This window comes from Amycolatopsis speibonae, from assembly GCF_042647925.1.
GTDB lineage: Bacteria > Actinomycetota > Actinomycetes > Mycobacteriales > Pseudonocardiaceae > Amycolatopsis > Amycolatopsis speibonae.
Window position 1 is genome coordinate 1 of the sequence record NZ_JBHRWK010000103.1, and the last position, 23,484, is coordinate 23,484.

19 protein-coding genes are annotated in these 23,484 nt (G+C 69.2%); 12 read left to right on the plus strand and 7 right to left on the minus strand.

Annotated elements, in window-relative coordinates; all coding sequences use genetic code 11:
• Nucleotides 1–104: 104 nt before the first annotated feature.
• Complete coding sequence (tnpC, locus tag ACFOSH_RS40625; RefSeq protein WP_378246534.1) at nt 105–1,550, minus strand: IS66 family transposase; 1,446 nt, start codon at nt 1,548–1,550, stop codon at nt 105–107.
• A 593-nt stretch (nt 1,551–2,143) separates the two neighbouring features.
• Here tnpC and ACFOSH_RS40630 point away from each other — a divergent pair.
• The 5 genes from ACFOSH_RS40630 (at nt 2,144) to ACFOSH_RS40650 (ending at nt 7,511) form a co-directional block, all read left to right on the plus strand.
• Nucleotides 2,144–2,947, plus strand: a complete 804-nt coding sequence (locus tag ACFOSH_RS40630) for an LLM class flavin-dependent oxidoreductase (RefSeq protein WP_378246536.1) — start codon at nt 2,144–2,146, stop codon at nt 2,945–2,947.
• 159 nt (nt 2,948–3,106) lie between these two features.
• Entirely contained in the window at nt 3,107–4,081 is a 975-nt protein-coding gene (locus ACFOSH_RS40635; RefSeq protein WP_378246538.1) for a TerC/Alx family metal homeostasis membrane protein, read from the plus strand.
• A 249-nt stretch (nt 4,082–4,330) separates the two neighbouring features.
• Nucleotides 4,331–5,557: a PP2C family protein-serine/threonine phosphatase gene (locus tag ACFOSH_RS40640; protein WP_378246540.1), complete on the plus strand. Its 1,227-nt coding sequence runs from the start codon at nt 4,331–4,333 to the stop codon at nt 5,555–5,557.
• Nucleotides 5,554–7,077, plus strand: coding sequence for a sensor histidine kinase (locus ACFOSH_RS40645; RefSeq protein WP_378246542.1), 1,524 nt, complete (start codon nt 5,554–5,556; stop codon nt 7,075–7,077). The genes ACFOSH_RS40640 and ACFOSH_RS40645 overlap by 4 nt, the downstream gene beginning before the upstream one ends.
• A complete protein-coding gene (locus tag ACFOSH_RS40650) occupies nt 7,074–7,511 on the plus strand; it encodes a response regulator (protein WP_378246544.1) in 438 nt (145 codons plus the stop codon). Before ACFOSH_RS40645 ends, ACFOSH_RS40650 begins: the two co-directional genes overlap by 4 nt.
• A 2-nt stretch (nt 7,512–7,513) precedes the next feature.
• Here the strand turns inward: ACFOSH_RS40650 and ACFOSH_RS40655 are convergent, their stop codons facing one another.
• Nucleotides 7,514–8,161 (minus strand): hypothetical protein, encoded by a 648-nt coding sequence (locus ACFOSH_RS40655; RefSeq protein ID WP_378246546.1) that lies wholly within the window; start codon nt 8,159–8,161, stop codon nt 7,514–7,516.
• A 328-nt stretch (nt 8,162–8,489) separates the two neighbouring features.
• Between ACFOSH_RS40655 and ACFOSH_RS40660 the strand changes: the two genes are divergently transcribed.
• Together ACFOSH_RS40660 and ACFOSH_RS40665 are read left to right on the plus strand one after the other, a co-directional pair.
• Nucleotides 8,490–9,278: a hypothetical protein gene (locus tag ACFOSH_RS40660; RefSeq protein WP_378246548.1), complete on the plus strand. Its 789-nt coding sequence runs from the start codon at nt 8,490–8,492 to the stop codon at nt 9,276–9,278.
• Nucleotides 9,275–10,972 (plus strand): serine/threonine-protein kinase, encoded by a 1,698-nt coding sequence (locus tag ACFOSH_RS40665; RefSeq protein WP_378246550.1) that lies wholly within the window; start codon nt 9,275–9,277, stop codon nt 10,970–10,972. The genes ACFOSH_RS40660 and ACFOSH_RS40665 overlap by 4 nt, the downstream gene beginning before the upstream one ends.
• Before the next feature lie 43 nt (nt 10,973–11,015).
• On the opposite strand, the gene ACFOSH_RS40670 is transcribed toward ACFOSH_RS40665, so the two are convergent.
• Nucleotides 11,016–11,852 carry a DUF2382 domain-containing protein gene (locus tag ACFOSH_RS40670; RefSeq protein ID WP_378246552.1) on the minus strand — a complete coding sequence of 279 codons (837 nt, stop codon included), beginning with the start codon at nt 11,850–11,852 and terminating at the stop codon, nt 11,016–11,018.
• A gap of 380 nt (nt 11,853–12,232) precedes the next feature.
• Here ACFOSH_RS40670 and ACFOSH_RS40675 point away from each other — a divergent pair, with 380 nt between their 5' ends.
• Nucleotides 12,233–13,834 carry an ABC-F family ATP-binding cassette domain-containing protein gene (locus ACFOSH_RS40675; protein WP_378246554.1) on the plus strand — a complete coding sequence of 534 codons (1,602 nt, stop codon included), beginning with the start codon at nt 12,233–12,235 and terminating at the stop codon, nt 13,832–13,834.
• Nucleotides 13,835–13,838: 4 nt separating this feature from the next.
• On the opposite strand, the gene ACFOSH_RS40680 is transcribed toward ACFOSH_RS40675, so the two are convergent.
• From ACFOSH_RS40680 to ACFOSH_RS40690, 3 genes are all read right to left on the minus strand, one after another.
• Entirely contained in the window at nt 13,839–14,660 is an 822-nt protein-coding gene (locus ACFOSH_RS40680; protein ID WP_378246556.1) for a class I SAM-dependent methyltransferase, read from the minus strand.
• Between the two features lie 120 nt (nt 14,661–14,780).
• Nucleotides 14,781–15,791, minus strand: coding sequence for a YdcF family protein (locus tag ACFOSH_RS40685; protein ID WP_378246558.1), 1,011 nt, complete (start codon nt 15,789–15,791; stop codon nt 14,781–14,783).
• Nucleotides 15,792–16,126: 335 nt separating this feature from the next.
• Nucleotides 16,127–17,746, minus strand: coding sequence for an ABC-F family ATP-binding cassette domain-containing protein (locus ACFOSH_RS40690; RefSeq protein ID WP_378246560.1), 1,620 nt, complete (start codon nt 17,744–17,746; stop codon nt 16,127–16,129).
• A 63-nt stretch (nt 17,747–17,809) separates the two neighbouring features.
• Between ACFOSH_RS40690 and ACFOSH_RS40695 the strand changes: the two genes are divergently transcribed.
• The 3 genes from ACFOSH_RS40695 (at nt 17,810) to ACFOSH_RS40705 (ending at nt 19,625) form a co-directional block, all read left to right on the plus strand.
• A complete protein-coding gene (locus ACFOSH_RS40695; protein ID WP_378246562.1) occupies nt 17,810–18,166 on the plus strand; it encodes a DUF6412 domain-containing protein in 357 nt (118 codons plus the stop codon).
• Between the two features lie 68 nt (nt 18,167–18,234).
• Nucleotides 18,235–19,056, plus strand: a complete 822-nt coding sequence (yidC, locus tag ACFOSH_RS40700; protein ID WP_378246564.1) for a membrane protein insertase YidC — start codon at nt 18,235–18,237, stop codon at nt 19,054–19,056.
• Nucleotides 19,053–19,625: a hypothetical protein gene (locus tag ACFOSH_RS40705; RefSeq protein ID WP_378246566.1), complete on the plus strand. Its 573-nt coding sequence runs from the start codon at nt 19,053–19,055 to the stop codon at nt 19,623–19,625. Before yidC ends, ACFOSH_RS40705 begins: the two co-directional genes overlap by 4 nt.
• A 138-nt stretch (nt 19,626–19,763) precedes the next feature.
• Here ACFOSH_RS40705 and ACFOSH_RS40710 read toward each other — a convergent pair whose 3' ends face one another.
• Complete coding sequence (locus ACFOSH_RS40710; protein WP_378246568.1) at nt 19,764–22,043, minus strand: excinuclease ABC subunit UvrA; 2,280 nt, start codon at nt 22,041–22,043, stop codon at nt 19,764–19,766.
• A gap of 57 nt (nt 22,044–22,100) precedes the next feature.
• On the opposite strand from ACFOSH_RS40710, the gene ACFOSH_RS40715 reads away from it, so the two are divergent.
• Nucleotides 22,101–23,069, plus strand: a complete 969-nt coding sequence (locus ACFOSH_RS40715) for a helix-turn-helix transcriptional regulator (RefSeq protein ID WP_378246570.1) — start codon at nt 22,101–22,103, stop codon at nt 23,067–23,069.
• Nucleotides 23,070–23,484: the final 415 nt, after the last annotated feature.

The following is a 23,484-nucleotide window of genomic DNA, read 5'->3' on the forward strand; positions in this document are numbered from 1 at the left end:
CCGATCACTGGTCACTCTGGCGACGACGCCACCAAACCCGCGCCCGCCACAGCCACTACCAGCGACAACGCAACAAACATCCCTCACTGCCGCTGTAGTACTAGTCAGGTGGTTGCTGGGTTGGTTGGCAGCCAGGGGTTTCCGGTGATGGCGTCGCGGAGTGCGGTGAGGATGTTGAGGCCGTTTTTGCGGGTGGTGGAGATGTAGGAGCGAACGGTGAGCCAGGTGGTGGCGCCGTGGTGGGTGCGCCATCCACCGGAGATCTTGAGTTGGGTTTTGGTCATGCGGATGTCGCGTTCGGCCTGGTTGTTCGTGAAGGGAACGGTGAGGTCGAACGCGAATCGCAGGACGTCGCCGCGGTATTTCTCGAGTCGTTCGAGCAGGCGGCGGGCCTGGGTTTGGGTGGGCCTGCCGCCTTTCGGGTGGCCTCGCTGGTTGCGTGGATGCAGGCCCAGGCCGGTTCGGACGTGGGTGTCGTAGCGGCCGGTCAGCGGGACGAGGACCTCGGGAGGGATCTCGTCGAGATCCAGTTCTCGGGCGGTGTGGGCGGCGGTGTTGAGCTCGTCGAGAATCTCGCTGAGCCCGGTGGGCCAGGTCTGCCCGGGATAGGTTTCGGCCGCGGCCTGGAGTTCCCGCTGGTGATGGGCGTTGCAGAGCGCGTGGGTGATCGGGTAGGTGCGGTAGGAGTGGTAACCGTCGTGGACCGCGATGCCGGTGAACCCGTCCAGGATCCCGAACCCATCGATCGCCTCGCGGCCGCGTTTGTCATGCAGGAAGTAGACGGTCAGCCAGGCGGTGCTGGACGAATGCAGCCACCGATTCCTGCTGAGGACCCGGATGCCGGTCTCGTCGAAATGGGCCACCGGCGCCGCCGCGACCGCGGCCCGGGTCGCCTCGACGAACGGGGCTAACTCGGGTGCGATCCGGCCCAGCACCGAGCTGACCCAGCCGGTGGACACCGCCATGCCGGTCACTTCGGCCAGTAACTCGGCGGCGCGGGAGATCGGGATGTGCTGATAGGCCAGAAGATACGCGGCCAGCGCGGTCAGGTTCGGGCCATAGCAGACCGGCGCGGTCGCCTCGGCGGGGGCAGGCGCGGTGGTGAGCACTCCGCAACGACACCGCTTCTGATACAGCCGGTGCTCGGTCACCACCGGCACGATCTCGGGCAGGTCATGCACCTGCCGGCGCACCACACCCACATCCGGACGGCGCGACAGCCCTGTCCCGCAGCCGCTACAGGCCGCCGGAACATGGTCAACAACAGTGTCGGGATTATCGACCAGTTTCAGGCTCGCGCCCGGCGTCCCGGGCTGTTTCCCTTGCCTGCGACCGGTCTTCCGCCGCAGCGACTTCGGTGCCGGCTTGGAATACACATCCTGCGACGGCGGTTTCGACGAATTCCGCGAGTTCGTCTTCAGCTGCCGCTCCAGCTCCCCGACCCGCGCGGTCAACCGCTCCACCTCGGCCCGCAACATCGTGATCGTCGCGGCCTGAGACGCAACCAGAGCAGCCAGCTCGTCATACGACGGACGTTCGCTCCCGGTCACGTGGTGATCATCGCAGCACGACAATCACCACGTGACCGGGGACCTGACTAGTTACCGACACTTACCACTCACGAGGTGCTGGGCCCGCTCCGTCGCAGCAGCCGTCGCCCGGCCTGCGCGATGGGCGTCCGGTGGGTGCCGCGTAAGCCACTTTCGGGACGTCAGAGGTCGCGAAAGTGGCTTACGCGACGCCTGATGCGACGGTGGGGCGCCGGTTCAGGGCAAGGCTTAGGTGCCTCCCCGGATTCCGGCTGCGGTCGATCGCAGGTCCGGTCCGTGAAGGCCTCCTTGCCTACCCTGAGGGTAGTGAAGGAGGCCTTCGCTACCCTCAGGGTAGGCACATGTGCCCCACGCGCACCAGCAGTCACAGCGGATGCGCGTGAAGGCCCCCTTCCCTCGGCTCAGCCGAGGAAACTCGACCTTCACGTACTTCGGGCGCCCAAAGTGGCGGTGGCGCGTCGGTCCAGTTCTCGTGAGTGGCAAGTCGCGTTAGAACGACACTTGCCACTCACGACCACCCGGACCCACCGCCCACCGTCAGCAGGAAGCGGAAACTCGCCACAACTGTCGGTGCCGCCCCGTACGGTCGCGGGATGAACCTGCGCTCAGCACTCTGGCTGCCGATCTTCGACGAGCTCGCCGACCCGGTGATCGTCGCGCGCCTCGCCTCCGAGGCCGAGGAAGCGGGCTGGCATGGCCTGTTCGTCTGGGATCACGTCCGCTGGAGCGAGCCGGTGCGCGCCATCGCCGATCCGTGGATCACTCTCGCTGCCGTCGCGTCCGCCACCGAGAACCTCGTCTTCGGTCCGATGGTGACGCCGCCGGCGCGCCGCCGTCCGGTCAAGCTCGCCCGCGAGACCGCCACTTTGGACCGGTTGAGTGGCGGAAGGCTGATCCTCGGCGCGGGGCTCGGCAGTGACCGTTTCGGCGGGGAGTTCTCGAAGACCGGCGACGAGCTGGACGATCGCAAGCGCGGCGAGATGCTGGACGAGTCGCTGGAGATCCTCACCGCCGCCTGGTCCGGCGAGCCCGTGCGGCATCACGGCGAGCACTACACGGTTGACGACATCACTTTCCTGCCCCGCCCCGTGCGCCCGGTTCCCGTGTGGCTGGCGGGTTTCCCCGGGAAGGTGAAGCCGATGCGCCGGGCCGCGCGGTACGACGGGTTCTTCCCGGTCAATCTGCCGCACGCGGACGAGTTCGCCAAGGCGGTCGAGACGATCACCGCGCTGCGTGAAGACGACGAGAAGCCGTACGACTTCGCCATCGGAGTTCCCGCCGGCACGGATCTCGCGCCGTACGAGCGGGCGGGTGCGACCTGGTGGATGGCCGAGTTCCCGTGGGACGACCTGTCCGTCGACGCGGTGCGCGGCGTGCTCAGGGAGGGTCCCGCTTGACCCGGTCTTTAATCACTCTTTACCGAGTGCGATACTGGACCGACGAGGGGAGTACTTCCCAAGGGTCTGCCCGGTCAGTACGGACACTCCGCCAGTGTCCCCGGGAGGCCGCCCCACCGGGGTGAAGGAGACCTCGAACTTCGAGTTCGAGGAGGCTCCATGTCCGAGTCCGTGGGATCGCCGGGGTTGTGGGCGGTCAGCATCGCCGTCCTGCTGGCCCTGCTCGTCGCCGATTTCGCCGTCACCCGCAAACCGCACGAGGTGTCGATGCGGGAGGCCGCCGGCTGGTCGGTCTTCTACCTCGCGCTCCCGGTGGTGTTCGGGCTCTGGCTGTGGCTCGAATTCGGTGGTGGCCAGGCGATCGAGTTCATGACTGGGTTCGTCGTCGAGAAGTCCCTGTCGGTCGACAACCTGTTCGTCTTCATGTTGTTGCTCGCCGCCTTCGCGGTCCCGTCGGTCGTCCAGCAACGCGTGCTGCTGTACGGCATCGTGGGCGCGCTGGTGCTCCGTGGCGTGTTCATCGCGGCCGGTGCCGCGATGCTTTCGGCAGGCACCTGGGCGTTCCTCGTCTTCGGCGCGATCCTGCTCGCTTCGGCGGTCAAGATCCTGCATGAGGCCATGTCCGGAGGGAGCGCCGAGAAGGATCTCTCGCAGCTGCGGTCGGTCCGGTTCCTGCGACGGCTGATGCCGGTCACCGACGACTACCGCGGCACCCGGCTGACCGTGCGCGAACACGGGCGCCGCGCGCTCACCCCGCTGGCCGTCGTGGTCGTCGCGGTCTTCGCCACCGACGTCGTGTTCGCGGTCGATTCGGTGCCCGCCGTCTACGGCATCACCGAAGACCCGTATCTCGTGTTCGCCACCAACGCCTTCGCCCTGCTGGGCCTGCGCGCCCTCTATTTCGTGCTCCACGCCGCGCTGGCGAAGCTGGTCCATCTGAACCACGGGCTCGCGATCATCCTCGCGTTCATCGGGGTGAAACTGGTCCTGCACTGGGCACACGGGATCTGGCCGTCCGTGCCGCAGGTCCCGACCCCGGTCTCGCTGGGCGTGATCATCGCCGTCCTCGTCACGGTGTCGTTCACCAGCCTCTACGCGCGTCGTCGCGAAGCGGCCAGGACGGCGAAGGAGTGAGCGATGATCACCGGACTCGTCGTCGGCTTCCTGATCGACGTGGCGGTCGCCGCGCTCTTTCTCGGCGCGTTGCTCCTGGTGTTCGCGGCGATGCGGCCGCCCCGGCCACCGCCGTGACCCCCGGCGCGGGCGTGTCGGCGGCGGCCGAACCGGCGGCGGGTCCGGTAAGGCCGGTAGGCTCCCGGAGGTTGAGAAGACAGCCGTCTTCTGTTCGCGCGCCGGGAAACCGGTGAGGAAAGGTGGCTGTCCGTGTCCAACGCCGTGCGTCACGGCGAGCAGTCCCCACCTCGTAGACCCTCACCGCAGCTGGATCGCCTGCATGTCCTGCTGATCGAGGACGACGACGGCGACGCGCTCCTGGTCGAAGAGATGCTCGCGGACGCGGCGGAGAGCCTCGAACGGGTCGTCCTCGACAGGGCGACCACGCTCGAACAGGTCCTCGCGCGGCCGATCACGGCCGACTGCGTGCTCCTCGACCTCCAGCTGCCGGACGCGACAGGCTTGACCGGCCTGACCCGGCTGCGGCAGCACGCGCCGTCGACAGCGGTGATCGTCCTGACCGGCCGCGAGGACGAGGCGCTCGGGGTTTCCGCGCTGGGGGCGGGCGCGCAGGACTATCTGGTCAAGCACCACGTCGACGGTCAGCTTCTGGCGCGGACCCTGCGCTACTCCTGGGAACGCAGCCGTGCCGAACGCGTCGAGCAGCAACTCCTGCAGCATCAGCTCCTGGCCAGGGAGAACGCGCGGCTCGAACGCGGCCTGCTGCCGACGCCGCTGGTGACCGATCCCCGGCTCGGCCTCGCGGTGCGGTACCGGCCCGGCCGCAACGGTGCGCTGCTGGGCGGCGACTTCTACGACGCCGTCGAGCTGCCCGACGGCACCTTGCAGCTGGTCATCGGGGACGTGTGCGGGCACGGCCCGGACGAGGCGGCGCTCGGCGTCGCGTTGCGGATCGCGTGGCGTTCGGTCGTGCTCGCCGGGCTGCCGATGGCGGAAACGCTGGCGATGGTCGAAAAGATGCTCCAGCACGAGGCGCTGGGCCCGCTGTTCGCCACCGTCTGCATGATCACGGTCGCCCCGGACCGCCGGTCGCTGCGGATGAGCCTGGCCGGTCATCCCCAGCCGCTGCTGATCGACGACTCGGGCGGCAGGCTGCTGTCCAGGGAGACACTCGGCCCGCCGCTCGGCGTCGCGCCGGGCACCGGGTGGCGGGAACTGACCGTGCCGATGGGGCCACGCTGGTCACTGCTGCTGTACACCGACGGCCTGTTCGAAGGGCGCGTCGAGGGCAGCGGGGAACGCGTCGGGCTCGAACGGATGGCCTCCGCGGCCTTGGAGAGCCTGACCGCCGGGGGCGGTTCCGCGGCGGCGCTCGACCAACTGATCAGCGAGATGGACGTCCTCCACGGCGGGCCGCTGGACGACGACGTCGCGCTGGCCCTGCTCACGTTCGATTCCGGGGAGCCGCCTCGATGAAGCCCGTCTGGTCGATCAGCCGCTGGGCCGCGCTGTCCGGGGTGATCACCACCCTGCTGCTCGGCGGCGCGATCGTGGCCGGGTCACTGGCCTTGACGAACCTCACCGATTCGCGCGCCAGGCTGCTGGACGTGACCGGTCCGCAGGTGCTGCAGTCCACGTCCCTCTCGACGGCGATGCTGAACCAGGAGACCGGTGTCCGCGGCTACATCCTGGCCGGGCGACGCGAGTTCCTGGAGCCCTACCGGGACGGGTTGAGGGCGCAGGACACGGCCGTCGCCGAGTTGCGGCGGCTCGGCGCCACTCCCGGCACCGCCATCGGTGACGACCTGGATCGGGTGCTGAGCGCCGCCACGACCTGGCGCCGGGCGGTCATCGAACCCGTGCTCGCCGGCGCTCCCGCCACCGGCGCGCAGGTGGACGCGAGCAAACCGCTGTTCGACGAGGTCCGCGGTTCCCTGGGCGCGTTGCAGAACCGCCTGGAAGCCGAACGGCTGGACGCGCGGGAGGACCTGTCGTCCTCGGCCGACGTGCTGCGCGCGATGCTCGTCGTGATCGCGATCCTGCTCTGTGCCGCGCTGGCTTTGGTCTTCCTTGTCCTGCAACGGAAACTGATCTGGCCGATCCGGCGACTGGCCGTCGAGGTGCGGGACGTCGCCACGACCGACATCCACCGCGAGGTCCGGGGTTCGGGGCCGAAGGAGATACGCGAACTGGCGTCCGATGTGGAATCGCTGCGTTCGCGGATCATCGCGGAGGTCACGGATCTGGAGCGCGCGCAGGAGACGATCGCCGTCCGGACCCGCGAGCTGGAGCGATCGAACTCGGATCTGGAGCAGTTCGCCTACGTCGCCTCGCACGACCTTCAGGAGCCGCTGCGCAAGGTGGCGAGCTTCTGCCAGCTGCTCCAGAAGCGGTACCAGGGGAAACTGGACGAACGCGGCGACCAGTACATCGGCTTCGCCGTCGACGGCGCGAAACGGATGCAGGCGCTGATCAACGATCTGCTCGCCTTCTCCCGCGTCGGTCGCCGTCCGGGGGAGCCCGTCCTGCTGGAGACCGGTGGCCTGCTGGACACCGCGCTGGGCAACCTCGACGAAGCCATTACCGAGTCCGCTGCCCGCATTACCCACCGGGACCTTCCCGCCGTGCTGGGGGAGAAGTCCCTCCTGACGGCGGTCTTCCAGAACCTGGTCGGCAACGCGATCAAGTTCCGCGGGGAGGAGCCGCCGGAGATCGAGGTCTCCGCCGAACGTGACGGCGCGGACTGGCGATTCTCCGTCACCGACAAGGGAATCGGCATCAGCGACGAGTACGCCGAGCGGATCTTCGTGATCTTCCAGCGCCTGCACGGCCGCGGCGATTACCCGGGCACCGGGATCGGCCTCGCGCTGTGCCGCAAGATCGTCGAGCACCACGGCGGGAGGATCTGGCTGGACACCACCGTCGCGGCCGGGACCCGGTTCAGCTTCACCCTGCCCGCAGTCCAGAACTCCAGCGAAGGAAACGAGCAAGCATGACCGAATCCCTGGAATCGATCCACATCCTGCTGGTCGAGGACGACCCCGGCGACGTCCTCATGACGCAGGAGGCGTTCGAGCACCACAAGATCCGCAACACTCTTTCCGTCGTCTCCGACGGCGAGCAGGCACTGCAGTTCCTGCGCCGGGAAGCGCCGTACGAGGACGCGGAACGGCCGGGGCTGATCCTGCTCGACCTGAACCTGCCCCGCAAGGACGGCCGCGAGGTGCTCAGCGAGGTCAAGGCGTCGCCGGACCTGCGCAGCATCCCCGTCGTCGTGCTCACCACGTCCGAAGCCGAGGAGGACATCCTCCGCAGCTACGACCTGCACGCCAACGCCTACGTCACCAAACCGGTCGACTTCGACCGGTTCATCGACGTGGTGCGGCAGATCGACAACTTCTTCGTCACCGTGGTGAAGCTTCCCCGCTGACCTCAGGGGAAGCGGAGCACGGTGCTCCCGGCCAGCACGAAGAACACCAGCACCACCAGGGTTCCGCTGTGCCCGCCGGACGAGCTGGTCACGACCTGCTCGACGGCGCCGGTCAACCGCACGCCGCAGTCCGCGACGACGGTGTGCTTGCCCGCCTCGATCCGCGTGAACTCGACAGCCGTGGTGAAGGCCCCGGTGACGTCGGCGTAGGCGCTGCCGACGCGGTCGCCGTCCGACGTCAGGGTGACGTGCTCACCGGGCAGACAGCCCTTGCCGGTCGCGGACAGCCTGTCGCCGGGCTGCACGCTCGACCGGTCGAGGATCAGGTCGTCCGGCTTCGGCGGGGTGCTGCTCGACGAGGGGACGTCCGTCGGCGGCGGGGGAGTGTCCGTTGTGGACGACGGGGTCGTCGTCGCGGGCGGGGTCGTCGTGGTGACCGGCGTGGTGGTCGTCCCCGGCCTGGGCGGGGTGGTCGGCGTGGTTATCGGAACGGTCGGCTTCGTGGTCGGAGGCACCTTCGTCGTCGGGGGCACCGTGGTCACGGTCCCGGTCACGCGGAAGGTCGCGTTCCCGGTCAGCAGTCCGCCGGTCCGCGCGTTCGTGCAGGTGCCCGAGACGGTGTAGCTGCCCGGTGTCGCGTTGCCCGGCACCGTCGTCCCCGCCTGTCCACTGGGGGCACTGACCGAGGTGATGGCCGCTCCCGCCCAAGTGAAAGAAATCGGTCCTTTGCACGGGGAGAAATTCCAGGAAATGGTGAAAGAACTCCCGGCGGGACCACTCGAAGGTTTCAAACCAACCGTCGATTGATAAGGGGACTGTTGCGCGTTTCCGGCTCCCACAAGGGAAAGCAGGAACAACAAGCCGGTCACGGTGCCGAGTATCAGGCGAACCACGATACGCATTGGGACGTCCCTCTCCGGTAAGTACTCGCTGTAGCATTCCGGACCAGTCGGCTCAGGAAAACAGGGGATGCGCAAAATGAGACGTGTCATCGCGGCAGGGGTTGCGCTGGGTCTGTGCGCGGTCCTCTGGGGATCGCCACCGGCCACTGCGGACAGTGCCGGCAGCGGCAGGCTCGACCTGGCGGTCACCCTCGACGACAAGCCGATCACCAACGCCACGGTGATGATCGATCCCGCGAAGCAGCTCGAACTCACCGTCACGGCGATCAACAGCGGCGAGACGTCGGTCAGGGTCCGCAGCGTCCGGGTGTCCGGCGTCGCGCTCGCCCTGACGTTCTTCGCCTACGACACCACGGCGCCGTTCGAGGTCCCCGCGCACAGCCGGGTCACCAGGATCTTCGTACTGGACATGGCCGACCTCTCCGGCCAGGCGATCGGGCTGCTCCCGTCCACGGTGGAACTGCTGGACGCCCAGCGCGGCACGCTCGGCGAGGCCGCCACGGTCGCCGACATCCGCGGCTCCTTCTGGTCCGTCTACGGCGCTTTCGGCCTGGCGATGCTCGTGCTCACCGTGCTGGCGTGGCTGACCGCCCTGCTCGCGCTCGCCCGCCATCGCCTGCCCGCCAACCGCTGGCGCCGCGGCCTGCGCTTCCTGCCCGCCGGATTCGGCACCGGGCTCGTCGCCGTCGTCTCGCTGTCGGTGCTGCGGCTCGTCCCGCCGGAGCCGGCGATCGAGATCCCGGTGGTCCTCGGCGCCGCCGTCATCGCGTTCCTGCTCGGCTACCTGACCCCGCATCCGGCACCCGGTCCCGAAAGCGACGAGACTGTCCGCCTTCCCGACGCCACCACGGAATTCAAGCGATGAGCGCGCCCGCCGAAGTCGTCGCCGCGCTGCCGCGGTACGAGATCGGGGCCGCGATCGGCCAGGGTGGGATGGGGGTCGTCTTCGCCGGCGTCCACCGTTCGCTGCGCCGTGACGTCGCCATCAAGCAGTTGCCGTGGGACGTGCTGAACCACGCCGTCAGCAGCGAACTCTTCGACCGCGAAGCGCGCGTGCTGGCCAGCCTCGACCACCCGCACATCGTGCCCGTGTACGACTACGTGCGCACCGGCCGCGAGCACCTGCTGGTGATGGAACGCCTCGACGGCGGCACGGTGCACAGCCGCTTCCAGAGCGGGGGAGTCGGCGCGGAGCAGGCCTGCGCGATCGGGCTGGCGATGCTCGCCGGGCTCCACGCCGCGCACGAGGCAGGCGTGCTGCATCTGGACGTCAAGCCGAAGAACCTGCTCTTCACCACGCAAGGCGTGATGAAGGTGGCCGACTTCGGTATCGCGAAGGTGATCAGCGAGGGCGCCACTCTCGTCACCCACGGTGGCGAAGTCCTCGGCACGCCCGCCTACATCGCGCCGGAGCAGGCGCTGGGCAACGCGCTGAGCCCGGCGGCCGACGTCTACTCGGCGGGCACTGTGCTCTACGAACTGCTGTCCAGGAAGCTGCCCTTCGACAACACGCGGGGCGCGATCAGCATGATGCGCCAGCACATGTTCACCGATCCGCGTCCGATCGACGGCGTGCCTTCGCCGGTCGCTGCGGTCGTCATGCGCAGCCTCGCGCGTGAACTCGACTCCCGGTACCGCGACGCGGAGACCTTCGCGGCCGACCTCGCCTCGGCCGCCACCGCCGTTTACGGGCAAGGCTGGCTGGAACGTTCCCGGGTGCCGGTTCGCCACCTCGCGCCGCGGGTGATCTCCGCGCTGAGCACGCCGGTCGCCGCGCCGGTCCCGGTGCCGGCCGGGGACGGTCCGACCCGTCCAGTGCACCGTCCCGCCCCGGATCCGACGCTGTCGGCGACCCGCGCGACGTTCGAACCAGAGTCTCAAACCACTGGCGGTTCAAACGCGGTGCTCTGGTTCCGGCTGGCCGCCGCGGTCGCCGCGATCACGCTCGTGGCGCTCGCGCTGCTCACCCCGGAACGGCTGCCGCACGAAGCCACGACGCTGAAGATCGACGGCGCGGCGGCCTCCTCGACGCCCGTGGATCTCAGCAAGACGTTCGCGGTGACCGGTGAGGGCAACCCTCAGCGGTTGACGCTCGACCTCTCGGCGGCGGGAATCCCGCTCGGTTCCGCGTCGGGGGTGCCGAAGCCCGACGGTGACGGCTTCCGCGCCGATCTCCGGTTTCCCGGCCTGACCCGGTGGATCGTCGGCGGTGCCGTCACCGCGACGGTGACGGCGGACGGCGTTCCCCAGACCTTCACGGTCGTCACCCGGCAGCATCCGCTCGCGAGCGCGCTCGGCGCCGGCAGCCTGATCTTGGCGCTCTTCGCCTTGGCGTACCTGGAATCCGGGCTGCGGACCCTCCGGAACGGCCATCGCCGGCGGGGCGCGCTCGTCGGCGGACCGGTGCTGGGCCTGCTGTTCGGCGCGACGGCGTGGCTGTGCGTCTCGGCGCTGCGGGTGCACGAACCCTCGGTGCTGTTCGGCGTCGGCTGCTCGATCGCGGGCGCGGTGGCGACAGGTTTCGTGGTCGCGGCCGTCCAGGCCCGGCGCACGCGCTGAAACCCAGGGGCGGCCCGTCGGCCGGGCCGCCCCCGCGCGGGGATCAGGACTTGCGGTGCTTGCCCTCGTCGTCCGTGACCTCGAACTGCTCCTTGCGGACCTTGCCGGACACCGTCTGGTCCTCGGTGACGGTCTCGGTCTTGAGCCTCGCCCGCTCGACCGCGACGGTTTCCTTGCTCACCACCGGCTTCTCGGCGTGCAGCACGACCTCCTGCTCGTCCTCGGCGATCTCGGCCTTCCCGCCGGAGGCACCGGTGATCGGCTCCCGTTCGATCCGCACCTCTTCGTGGCTGACCGGCACGGTGACCTGCTGTTCCTCGGTGACGACGTACTTGCGCAGCCGGACGTGGCCGGTCTCGACCTGCTCGGTGCCGACGTTCAGCCGCTCCTCGGAGCGCGTCATGGTGTGCTCGGCGTCCCGGTCCTGCTGCTTCCCGGCGGCCGCGTCCATTCCGGCCTTGCCGCGATCCGTGCCGCTCTTGCCCGTCCCGGCTCCGGCGGTGTCCATGCCGGGACGGCCCCGGCCCTGGGTCTTGTCGTCCATCCGCCCGTCCGGCGACGTCCGCGGCATCGGCAGCCCGTAGTGCTTGTACAGCTGCGCGCTCTCCTCCTGGGAGAGGTGGCCGTCGGCCTCGATCCTGGGTGCGTCGGAGACGGCGTCCTTGTCGACGCGGACGTGCACGCCGTCCCGGTCCGCGTGCGCACCCGAAAGCGGCACGAAGCTCTCTTTGGTGCCGAACAGGCCCGTCTTGACCGTGATCCATTCCGGCTGGTGCGTCGCGTCGGCGAGGTAGACGTTGCCGACCTTTCCGAGCTTGTTGCCGGTCGGGTCGACCACGGCACTGTCGATGAGTTCCTGCGGCTGCATGGTCTTCGCCATCGGTCCTGCTCCTCTCGAACGATGCTGCTGAGAAACCCACCGTCGGCCGGACGGATGATCACGGCAACCGTCGTGGTGCACCTGTGGGTGACCCCGGAAAGTGCGGGTTTGAAGCCGGACTCGCGGGTTAGGAGCGGCGTGTCGTCGCAGGTGGGAGTGGGTGCCCACGGGGTGACAGGCGGGCCTGGGGGATGGTGCGAAGGTGTGGACATTCCGTCTTCCGAAAACCGGATGCGCGGACCCCTGGTGTGTCCTACTCTCGTGATCGTGATGCAGCACCTGCTGTTCCTCTGAGGAACGACGCCTCCACCGGTACCCGCGAGCCGCGGTACCGGAGTTCGTTCTTCCTGCTCATCACTTTCGCTGGAGGCAGTTCCTTCATGTCATCCCCTCTTTCGCCCGCGCTTGTGCGCACGGCGCACCTCCGCCTGTCCGGCGTCCACGTCTCCTTCGGGGGACGGCCTGTGCTTTCCGGGGTCGACCTCGTCGCCGCGGCCGGTGAGCGCGTCGCCGTCGTCGGGGAGAACGGTCGCGGCAAGACCACCCTCCTCCGGGTACTCGCCGGTGAGCTGGCCGCCGATCGCGGCGAGGTCCACCGCTCGGGTTCGGCAGGCGTCGCCGACCAGCAGATCCCGCTCGGCGGGTCCGACACCGTCGGCGCGCTGATCGACCTCGAGCTGGCCACCGTCCGCGGTGCGCTGGCCCGGCTGGAAGCCGCCACCGAGGCGATCGGCGACGGCCGCCCCGGCGCGGACGACTTCTTCGCCACCGCGCTGGAGGAGGCCGAGGCCCTCGACGCGTGGGACGCGGACAGGCGGGTCGAGGTGTCACTGGCCGCCTTGAACGCTGTCGACGACCGTGATCGTCCACTCGGGACACTGTCGGTCGGGCAGCGTCACCGGGTCCGGCTGGCGTGCCTGCTCGGCGCCGGGCATCCCGTCCTGCTGCTCGACGAGCCGACCAACCATCTCGACGCCGCCGGGCTCGAGCACCTCACCGAGCGGTTGCGCGCGCAGCCGGGCGTGGTCGTCCTGGTCAGCCATGACCGGGCGTTGCTCGCGGACGTGGCCACCACGGTGCTCGACCTCGATCCGTCGAGCGACGACCGGCCACGGGTCTACGGCGGTGGCTACGCCGCCTATGCCGAGGCCCGCCTGGCCGAACGCGCTCGCTGGGAATCGGCCCACGCCGAGCAGATCGCCGAGCGGCAACGCCTGGCCGACGACCTGTCGGCGGCGCGGAACCGGCTGCGCGACAACTGGCGGCCGCCCAAGGGCACCGGCAGGCATACCCGCGCCACCCGGGCGCCGGGGCTGGTCCGCGCGGTCCACCGGCGGCAGGAGGAACTGGCCGGGCACGTGGTGGCGGTCCCGCCGCCGCCCGCCCGGTTCGCCATGCCCGAACTGCCCGAACATCGCGGCGCGACCTTGCTCCAGGCCGCCGGGGTGACGGTGGCCGGACGGCTCACGCGTCCGGTCGACCTGGCGTTGGAAAGCGGTGACCGGCTGGTGATCACGGGTGCCAACGGCGCGGGCAAATCGACGCTCCTGACCGTGCTGGCCGGGGAGCTGGAGCCGAGTACAGGCGCTGTCACCTGCTCACGGTCGGCGCGGATCGGGCGGCTGGGGCAGGAGTCCGACCTGCCGGGCGGCCGGACGGCGGCCGAGCTCTACGACGAACAGCTCTCCAGGGCGGGGATTCCGGGGCCGGGCCTGGGTGAACTGGGCCTGCTCGCCGGATACGACCGGCACCGGCCGGTGGCCGAACTGTCGGTCGGGGCCCGGCGGCGGCTGGATCTGGCACTGGTGCTGGCCCGCCGTCCGCACTTGGTGCTGCTGGACGAGCCGACCAACCACCTGTCCGCCACACTCGTCGACGAGCTGACCGCCGCGCTCGGCGCCACCCCGGCCGCGGTGGTGATCGCCACGCACGACAGGCAGTTGTCGCGGGACACGGAATCCTGGCCGCGGCTCGCGCTGTGAGCCGTCAACCGCGATGGGCGACGGTGTAGCGCACGGTCTGCGCCAGCACCACGCTCCCGTCGGGTTCGCGCAGCGGTTCGAGCTCGGCCAGCACGGACTGGCGCACGGCGTCGAGGCGGTCTTCCGGGATCAGCTCCCAGAACATCCGCTGGCCGTGCGACCAGGACCAGGTGATCCAGTGCCCGGGGTCGGCGAACTTCACCGGACAGACACGTTCCACGGACGTGACACCGGTGAAGCCCGCCGACTCCACGGCCTGGCCGAAAGCCTCGACAGTGGCGAACAGACCGGATCGGACGGCCAGGGTCCAGGCCAGCTCCGGCGGCACGAACGGTTTGAAGACCTCGCGCACGGACGCCCAGCGGGGATCGTCGGCGCCGAACGTGGTCACCCCCGCCCGGCCGCCCGGCTTGAGCACCCGGTGCCACGACCGCAGGCCCGCGACCGGATCCGGCAGGAAGAAGACCACGAAGGACGCGAGGACCACGTCGAAGGCGGCGTCGGGCAGCGTCGGTTCTTGGGCGTCCATAAGGGAAACCGAGGCGTTGACTCCGCGATCCTCGATGTCTTTCGCGGTGCGCTCGATCATCTCGGCGGAAAGGTCGATGCCCAGCACCGATCCGCCCTCGCCGACCCGTTCCGCGGCGGGGAACAGCACCGCGCCGCGTCCGCAGCCGACGTCCAGCACGCGTTCCCCGGGGACGAGCCCGACCCGGTCGAGCAGTTCCCTGGCGAACACGCCGAAGAAGTCGACTCCGAGTGCGTCGTAGGTCTTCGCCGTCCTGTCGAACAGCAGCGCCATCGCCTGCCGGGTGTACGCGCTCATGCGCAGGACGATGGCCCGGCGAAAACGGTGTTGTCAAACGGGATCGCGGGATTTGTCACGGCGCTCCGAGTGGCGGCGGCCGCGATTCGTGCCGGGGTCTCAAAGTCTCCTTCAGCCGCGCTAGAAGACGCGGGAAATCTGGGAAAGGACGATCAGTCCGCAGATGACGAGGTTCTTGATCTTGTGGTCGACCAGGATGGCCACGAACTCGCGGAGGGTGGCGCTCGGCCAGAAGTACCAGGCCGTCGGTGCGCCGATGACCTGGCCGTTCACCTTGGCACGGCGGGCGATGAGGGCGGCGCGAAGGACGTGGAAGTTGTTCGTGACCACCGTGCACCGGTAGTCCGCCTTCCGCTCCCGCATGATCTCGGCGCTGAAGGTGAGATTCTCGAACGTCGTCCGCGACCGATCCTCCAGGAGGATCCGCTCCCTCGACACCCCTTTCTCGACCAGGTAGTCGGCCATAGCGTGGGATTCCGGCAGGTCCTCGTCGGGCCCTTGCCCGCCCGAGGTGACCACCATCGTTTCCCCGCCGCGACGGGCCTCCGCGTCCACGACGCGTTTGGCGCGGTTCAGGCGGCCGGCCAGCAGCGGCGGCACCTGGTGACCGTCCAGCAGTCCCGAGCCCAGCACGACGACGAAGTCCACCCCCTTCTCGGTGCGGATGCGGCCGTAGACGATCGAGTACAGGAGGAAACAGACGAAGAGGAACGAGACGTAGACGAGGATTCCGTTGAGGCTGCCCCGGAGGATGTCGAGAGGTTCCCAGGCCAGTTGCGTGACCGTCGCGTTGAACACGATCAGCGCGCAGATGCCGATCCCCGTCAGCAGGGACAGCACGTTGGCCAGCCGGCGCCCCTCGCGGCGGAGCATGGTGATCCCGTTGCAGATCAGGAAGACCGTCAACGCGAGAACCGTCGGGATGATCAGCAGGATCACGCCGAGCGCGACGAAGCCCGCCGCCTCGGGTGACACCGAGGCGAGCAGCGCGAGGAAGGTGATGCCGAGGAACAGGAGCGCGAAGAAGAGGTAGAAGCCGTTCCTCAGCCGACGTCGGTCGCGAAGGAAGCTCACCAGGAACGCCGCGCAGCACAGGGCGGCGATGGCGAAGGGAATTGCGGCGGCCCTCACGGGATCTCCAGCTTCGAACGGGTTCGGCGTGGTCGCCGTCGGACGGGCACGCGGTGCGGCGGCATTGAAACACACGGCTGAGCCACCGGTGGTGCCTTCAGGCGGCGTGTCGCCTTTCCTTGCCCGACAGTGGTTATCGCGAGTGAGGTGAAGGTGTCTTAGGTACCTACTGGATTCCGGCTGCGGTTGCAGGCGCGGTCCGTGAAGGGGTTCTTTACGTGCCTCAAGCGGGCAAGGGCCCGGAACCGAGCAGGTCCAGGTGGTCGTGAGTGGTAAGTGCCGTTCTAACGGCACTTACCACTCACGACCACCCCGACCCACCGTTCACCCCAAGGTCATCGCTGGCGCTGGACCGGCCGCTCGTCCCAGACCGGCTCCGGGGTCTCACGCACCCGCCCGTCCGAGCCGAACACGAGATACCGGTCGAAGGAGCGCGCGAACCACCGGTCGTGCGTCACCGCCACCGTGGTGCCTTCGTACGCTTCCAGCGCCAGCTGCAGCGCCTCCGCCGAAGCGAGGTCGAGGTTGTCTGTCGGCTCGTCGAGCAGCAGGGCGGTGGCGCCGCCGATCTCCAGCAGCAGGATCTGGAACCGCGCCTGCTGGCCACCGGACAGCTTCTCGAACCGCTGGTCGCCCTGGCCGTCGAGTTCGTAGCGGCGCAGGATGTTCATCGCGGGCCCGCGGCTTCGCGCGTGGCCGGTCCAGAGGATGTCGACGAGCGTGTGCCCGAGCAGTTCGGGATGGGCGTGTGTCTGCGCGAAATGGCCGGGAACGACCCGGGCGCCGAGCTTCCACAGTCCGTCGTGCGCGACGTCCTCACCCGCCAGCAGTCGCAGGAAGTGCGATTTGCCGGAGCCGTTCGAGCCGAGCACCGCGACCCGCTCGCCATAGAAGATCTCCAGGTCGAAGGGCTTCATCAGGCCGCGGAGTTCGAGTCCTTCGCAGGTGACGGCGCGAACGCCGGTCCGGCCGCCGCGCAGGCGCATGGTGATCTTCTGCTCACGCGGGGGAGCGGCGGGCGCTCCGGCCTCCTCGAACTTGCGCAAGCGGGTCTGGGCGGCGTGGTAGCGCGAAGCCATCTCGTCGCTGCGCGCGGCGTACTGACGCATGTCGACGACGAGTTTCTTGAGCTGGGCGTGCTTTTCGTCCCAACGACGACGGAGCTCCTCGAAGCGTTCGAACCGCTCCGTGCGCGCCTGGTGGTAGGTGTCGAAGCCGCCGCCGTGCACCCAGACGTCGCCGCCGGCGGGCCCGGGTTCGACGCTGATGATCTTCTTCGCCGCCCGCGCGAGCAGTTCCCGGTCGTGCGAAACGAACAGCACCGTCTTCTGGGTCTCGCGCAGCCGCTCTTCCAGCCACTGCTTGCCGGGGACGTCGAGGTAGTTGTCCGGCTCGTCGAGCAGGAGGACGCCGCAGCCGCCGAGGAGCAGTGCCTCCAGCACCAGCCGCTTCTGTTCGCCGCCGGACAGGGTGCGCACTTCGCGCCAGCGCGCCTTCTCATACGGCAGGCTGAGCGCCGCCGTCGTGCATTTGTCCCACATGACTTCGGCTTCGTAGCCGCGAGCGTCGCCCCAGTCGCCGAGCGCCTGGGCGTAGGCCATCTGAGCCGCTTCGTCGTCGCGTTCCATCAACGCGAGTTCGGTCTCGTCGACAGCGCGGGCGGCGGCGCGGAGAGCTTCCGGCGACACCGACAGGAGCAGGTCCCGCACGGTCCGTTCGTCGCGCACCGATCCGACGAACTGGGGCATCACCCCGAGCCCGCCACTGATGGTCACCGAGCCGTTGTCAGGGGCGAGCTCACCCGAGATCAGCCGCAGCAGGGTCGTCTTACCCGCCCCGTTGGCACCGACGAGCGCGCATACGCTGCCCTCGCCCACCCGGAACGAGACGTCGCCGAGCAGCAGTCGCCCGTCGGGTAGGTAGTACTCGACGTGCGCGACTTCCACATGGCCCATTTCGACAGCCTGCCCGCGCCCCCGGAAATCACGCAACGCAATATTTCCGGTACTGTCGCCGACGTGGAGCGAACTTACCTCGGCGTGCGGCTCAAGCTGATGCTTGCGCTGTTCCTGCCGGAATTGTTCGTCGTGCTCCCGGTCGTCGGCGGGGTCAACCCGCTGAGCCTGGCCACCGCGCTGACAGCGTCGGTCGCGGTCGCCAATCCGCTCGGGCTGGCCGCCGCCCTGACAGCGTCCCTCGCCGTCGTCCTGCTCGCGCTCGCGGCGCATTTCCGCCTGGAACCGGCGGCCGCCGCGATGAAGGTGCGGGCCATCAGCCTGCGTGAACGCGCACAGCTGTTCCTGAGCCTGCGCGACCCCGACGCGCGCGGCCGCGTCCGTCCCCGGGCTCCGTCACCGGGCATCGCGGCTGCCTGACCTCTCCTCGTTCGAAGGTGAGGCAGTCACTTCTGCCCACGCACCTTCAAACGACGGAGTGACCCTTCATGTTCGATGTCTTTCTGTACCCTGTTTCCGCCATTCTCTGGTTCTGGCACAAGGTTTTCGGCGCCGTATCGAGTCCCGACTCGGGTCTGGCCTGGGTGCTGTCCATTGTGTTCCTCGTCTTCACCCTTCGCCTTCTGCTGATCAAACCCGCGCTCAGCGCGCTGCGCGCCGGCCGCCGCATGCAGGCGCTCGCTCCGCAGATGCGAAAGATCCAGGAGAAATACGGCAAGGATCGCCGCCGGATGGCGACGGAGGTCCAGAAACTGCACGCCGAAAGCGGTTCCAGCCCGTTGGGCGGTTGCCTCCCGGCGCTGATCCAGCTGCCGGTGTTCTTTTCGCTGTACTGGGTCCTGCGCGATTTCACCCCGGGTGCGCGGTCGAACCACGTTTTCGACCGCGCCGGGGTGGAGTCGTTCTTGAACGCCGATCTGTTCGGCGCGAAGCTCGGCAACTGGCTTTCGCAACCGGCGGCGGAACTGGCCGCGTTCGGCACGGACCACGCCCACATGATCGCGGTCGGGGCGCCGCTGATGCTGATCGCCGGCCTGGCCACGTTCTTCTCGATGCGCTCAGGCCTCGCCCGTCAGACGTCGACCGCCCCGCAGGCCGCGGGGATCACCAAGCTGATGATGTACCTGGCGCCGCTCGGCATGCTGGTCTCGGGCTCGTTCTTCCCGGTGCCGATCGGCGTGCTGCTGTACTTCCTGGCCACCAATGTGTGGACGCTGGGCCAGCAGCACTTCCTCACCAAGGTCGTCGACAGGGAAGAGGAGTCGAGTCAGGGACCGGTCCCGCCGGGCGGCTCTACCCTCGCCGCATGATGAGCCAGACAGCGGCGCGCTTCGGGGTGCCAGTGGCGGTCGCCGGGTTCCTGCTCGCGGGTTGCGGCGCGAACCCGCCGGAGCCCGCGCCGCCGCCCCTGCAACCCTCGGTGGCACCGTCCCCGACCGGCCCGGATCCGGCGCTGGTCTCCTGGGCGGGCGGGTACTGCGGCGCTGTCAAGGACATGCGGTTGATCGTCTACGGCCTGGCCAAGAGCTACGACATCGAGACCAAGGCGGATCTGCCGAAAGCGGCGGCGTCGCTGGAGAAGCTGGACACCGCGCTGACCGCGGCGAGCGCCGGACTCGAGAAACTGCCGCAGGTCGCGCCGCCCGCGCAGGAAGCCAACACGCTCGCGTCCGGTGAGCTGGCCTTCTACCGGAAGCTGCAGGGGAAGGTGACCGAGTACCGCACCCTGCTGCCGAGGGGCGGTGTCGAGTACGCCAAAGCCGCCCTCAACCTGAGCGGGGCCGACCTGGTTACGCACGTGCCCGCGGTCGAGACCGGCAAGGTGCCGGGGCTCGACCAGGCGATGAAGGCGAACAAGGCGTGCGAGCTGGTCGGCTAGATCACAGGGAATCGGTCGAGGAACTGTTCGGTACCGGCGTGTCGGGCAAAGCGCGATCGGGAATCATCTCGCTCTGCCCGGGAACTGTTCCCGGGCGGGTGGGTGTTCCCGGCGCCGTCCTGGCGCCGGGAACGCGTTTCAGCGTTTTCGCAGGTGGTGGCCCGTGAGGGACGCCTTGTTCCCGGCCAAGGCTGACGGTGTGCCCTCGAACACGACCTTCCCGCCGTCGAAACCCGCGCCCGGCCCGATGTCGATGACGTGGTCGGCGTGCGCGATCACCTGCTGGTCGTGTTCGATCAGGACGAGTGTCGCGCCGTCGTCGACGAGTTCGTCGCAGAGGGTGAGCAGCCGGTCGACGTCGCTGCCGTGCAGTCCGGCGGTGGGTTCGTCGAGGATCAGGCGCAGTTCGGCCGCGGGACCCGTGTCGGCGAGGTGGCGGGCGAGCAGGAGCCGCTGCCTTTCGCCGCCGGAGAAGGTGTCGAGGCTCTGCCCGATCGTCAGGTAACCGAGTCCGACCCGGTCCAGCCAGCGCAACCGCCGCGCGATCGGTGACTCCTCGCCGAACAGGGCGGCGGCGTCGGCGGGGTTCATCGCCAGGACGTCGGCGATGGTCCGGCCGTCCAGGCGCGCGGCGAGCGCCTCCGGGTTGAACCGGGTTCCGCCACAGGCGTCGCAGCCGGTCTGGACGTCGTCCAGGAACGCCAGGTCGGTGACGATGACGCCCTTCCCCTTGCAGACCGGGCAGGCCCCCCGGCCGTTGGCGCTGAACCACGACGGATGCTTCCCGGTGGCCTTGCCGAAGGCGTCGCGGACGGGTTCGGCGACACCGAGCACCGTGGCGGGGGTGGACCGGATGCCGCCGCGCAGCGGAGCCTGTTCGACGACGACGAAATCGGGATGCTGCCGGGGGAGTTCGCCCGTGATCAGGGTGCTCTTGCCGGATCCGGCGACCCCGGAGACGACGGTCAGGACGCCGAGCGGCACGTCGACGGTGACGTCGCGCAGGTTGTGGCTCCGGGCGCCGGAGATCGTCACGGTTCCCCGGGCGGTTCGGGGCCGCTCCCGGAAGCGAAGCGGGGCACGGAGGGTCCGCCCGGTTTCGGTGCCGCTCGTGGTGAGGTCGGCGGGACTGCCTTCGAACTGCACGCGGCCACCGCCTTCACCGCCGGCCGGTCCGAGGTCGATGACGTGGTCTGCGGCCGAGATGACCGCGGGGTGGTGTTCGACCACGAGGATCGTGTTGTGCGCGTCGCGGAGCTTGGCCAGCAGTTCGAGGAGCCGGTGCACGTCGTGCGGGTGCAGGCCGGTGCTGGGCTCGTCGAACACGTAACAGACGTCGCTGAGGGGGCTGCCGAGGTGGCGGACGATCTTGACGCGCTGGGCTTCGCCGCCGGACAGCGTTCTCGATTCCCTGGACAGGCTGAGGTAGCCGAGGCCGACGGACGTCAGCGCGTCGAGGCGTTCCCGTATCGCCTGCAGCAGCGGTGTCACCGTCGGATCGCGCACGGCCGCGACGACGTCGCGCAGGTCGCCGACCGGCAACGCCGACCAGTCCGCGATGGACCGGCCGTCGATCAGGCTGCCGCGTGCCGCCTCGGCGAGGCGGGTCCCGGCGCAGTCCGGGCAGAGGCCGCTGGTGACGACTCCGTCGAGCCCTTCCTGCTCCTCGGCGGTGAGGCGTGACGGCGTCTTGCGCAGGTACGAATCCCGCAGCCGCGGGACGATGCCGTCGAAGACGCCGTGCTTGGGGTACTCGGAGCCGGGGTCGTCGAGGGGAAGTCCTTCGGCGTGCAGCAGCGTTTCGACCGTCGCCTGCGGCAACCGTCTCAACGGGACGTCCGGGTCGGCGAGTCCGGAGTGGACGAGCCGTTTCCACCGGTAGGTCCCGGGGGCGAACGTCGGGAAGCGCACGGCGCCTTCTCGCAGGCTCAGTGTGCGGTCGAGCAGCCGGTCGAGGTCGATGTCGTCGACCACGCCGAGTCCTTCACAGCGCGGGCACATCCCGCTGGGATCGTTGAACGAATAGGCGGGCGAGAAGCCGGCGCCCGGCTTTCCGAGACGGGAGAACAGCAGGCGTAGCAAGGGAGCGATGTCGCTCGCCGTGCCCACAGTGGACCGCGCGTTCCCGGTGAACCGCCGTTGATCCACGATCGTGGTGAAGATCAGTCCGTCGATCCGGTCGACGTCGGCGGGCGGATGCTGCGGGAGCCGGTTGCGGACGAAGGCGGGGTACGCCCCGGTGACCAGGCGCTCGGCTTCGGCCGCGATCGTGTCGAACGCCAGCGACGACTTCCCCGACCCCGAGACGCCGGTGAACACCGTCAGCCGGTGTTTCGGCACGCGCACCGACACCTCGCGGAGGTTGTGCGTCCGAGCCCCTTCCACCGTGATCCATCGTCCGCGCTCATCTTTCGCCATGACGTCACGCTACGATGAGATGTGGCCGGTTTACGGCCACAATTATCGGGAGGCGTCGTGACCGCACCACGCGAACGGATGTTGCGGCTGCTGTCGCTCCTGCAGACCGGCCGGGCGTGGCCCGCCGCCGAGCTCGCGACGGCCATGGAAGTGCCGCCCCGCACCTTGCGCCGGGACATCGACCACCTCCGCGGCCTGGGCTATCCCGTGGAAAGCAGCCGCGGTCCGGGAGGCAACTACCGGCTCGTCGCGGGCGCCGCGCTGCCGCCGCTCATGCTGGAACACGACGAGGCGATCGCCACCGTGCTCGGACTGCGTCTCGCCGCCGCGGGCGGAACCGGTGTCGACCTCACAGCCGAATCGGCGGACCGCGCCGCCGCGAAGCTCCGGCGTGTCCTCCCGGCGGCGCTGCGACGGCGGACCGACGCGATGCTCGCCGCGGTCGAGTTCGGGAGCGGCGAACAGGCGCGGGTCACTCCTGAGGTTCTGAACCTCCTCGCCGCGGCCATCGCGGCTCGCCGGTGCCTCGAGTTCGCGTACACGGCGAAGGAGGGCCCGTCGTCCCGGACGGTCGAGCCGATGCGCCTCGTCCAGCTCGGCAGGCGGTGGTACCTCTACGCCTGGGACCTCGGCAGGCGGGATTGGCGGAGCTTCCGCCTCGATCGGATCGCCGAGCCGAAGACGACCGAGGTGGCATTCGAGCCCCGAAACCTTCCCGTCGACGACGTCGCGGGTCATCTCCAGGAACGCTTCCACAGCCCGAAATCGCTCCGGATCACGCTGATCCTCGACGTCGGCGCGAGCGAGGCCGCGGCCCGGCTGCACCGGGTCGACGGGAGCTTCGAGACGCTCGGCGAGGACAGCTGCCGGTATGTCGCGTACGTCGATTCCTTCGAGTGGCTGGCGGTCGTCCTGACGCTCACCGACATCGAGTTCACGGTGGAGGAGCCGGCTGAGTTCGGCGAGTACCTCGCGCGGACCGGGCGGCGGCTGCTTCGGGGGATTGGGCCGCGTCGGGTCTCGTGAAGTGGCGATTCGGGTTCTGACCGTCGTCACCACTCACGAGGTCTTGGACCCGAGCCGGTGGTGTCGTCCCTCCTGTCACGCGAAACCGCCCGGCAGTAGGTACCTGAGCCACTCTTGGCCCTGACCCGAATCGCCACTCACGAGGTCCTGGGCTCCGCACGGTGCGGCACCCGGGTCGCCTGAAGTACGTGAAGGACTCCTTCATTGCGCTAGCCGAGTGAAGGGGTCCTTCACGCGCAGCCGCTGTGACTGCTGGGGCGCGTGGGGCGAAAGTGGCGATGCTGGAGGTCGTGAAGGCCTCCTTCACTACTTTCAGGGTCAATGCCAGGAACTTAAGCGGCTCTGGGTTGGGCTGGGGTTGCTGTTGTGTTGGCTGTGTCCTGTTCGGTGGGGGTGGGTGCGGTGGTGACCCGGT

Excerpts from the sequence above, each read along its gene's own strand:
- ACFOSH_RS40630 (WP_378246536.1), top strand. The coding sequence starts at position 2,144 with ATGAACCTGCGCTCAGCACTCTGGCTGCCGATCTTCGACGAGCTCGCC.
- ACFOSH_RS40635 (WP_378246538.1), top strand. The coding sequence starts at position 3,107 with ATGTCCGAGTCCGTGGGATCGCCGGGGTTGTGGGCGGTCAGCATCGCC.
- ACFOSH_RS40645 (WP_378246542.1), top strand. The coding sequence starts at position 5,554 with ATGAAGCCCGTCTGGTCGATCAGCCGCTGGGCCGCGCTGTCCGGGGTG.
- ACFOSH_RS40650 (WP_378246544.1), top strand. The coding sequence starts at position 7,074 with ATGACCGAATCCCTGGAATCGATCCACATCCTGCTGGTCGAGGACGAC.
- ACFOSH_RS40660 (WP_378246548.1), top strand. The coding sequence starts at position 8,490 with ATGAGACGTGTCATCGCGGCAGGGGTTGCGCTGGGTCTGTGCGCGGTC.
- ACFOSH_RS40665 (WP_378246550.1), top strand. The coding sequence starts at position 9,275 with ATGAGCGCGCCCGCCGAAGTCGTCGCCGCGCTGCCGCGGTACGAGATC.
- ACFOSH_RS40670 (WP_378246552.1), bottom strand. The coding sequence starts at position 11,852 with ATGGCGAAGACCATGCAGCCGCAGGAACTCATCGACAGTGCCGTGGTC.
- ACFOSH_RS40675 (WP_378246554.1), top strand. The coding sequence starts at position 12,233 with ATGTCATCCCCTCTTTCGCCCGCGCTTGTGCGCACGGCGCACCTCCGC.
- ACFOSH_RS40680 (WP_378246556.1), bottom strand. The coding sequence starts at position 14,660 with ATGAGCGCGTACACCCGGCAGGCGATGGCGCTGCTGTTCGACAGGACG.
- ACFOSH_RS40690 (WP_378246560.1), bottom strand. The coding sequence starts at position 17,746 with ATGGGCCATGTGGAAGTCGCGCACGTCGAGTACTACCTACCCGACGGG.
- yidC (WP_378246564.1), top strand. The coding sequence starts at position 18,235 with ATGTTCGATGTCTTTCTGTACCCTGTTTCCGCCATTCTCTGGTTCTGG.
- ACFOSH_RS40705 (WP_378246566.1), top strand. The coding sequence starts at position 19,053 with ATGATGAGCCAGACAGCGGCGCGCTTCGGGGTGCCAGTGGCGGTCGCC.
- ACFOSH_RS40710 (WP_378246568.1), bottom strand. The coding sequence starts at position 22,043 with ATGGCGAAAGATGAGCGCGGACGATGGATCACGGTGGAAGGGGCTCGG.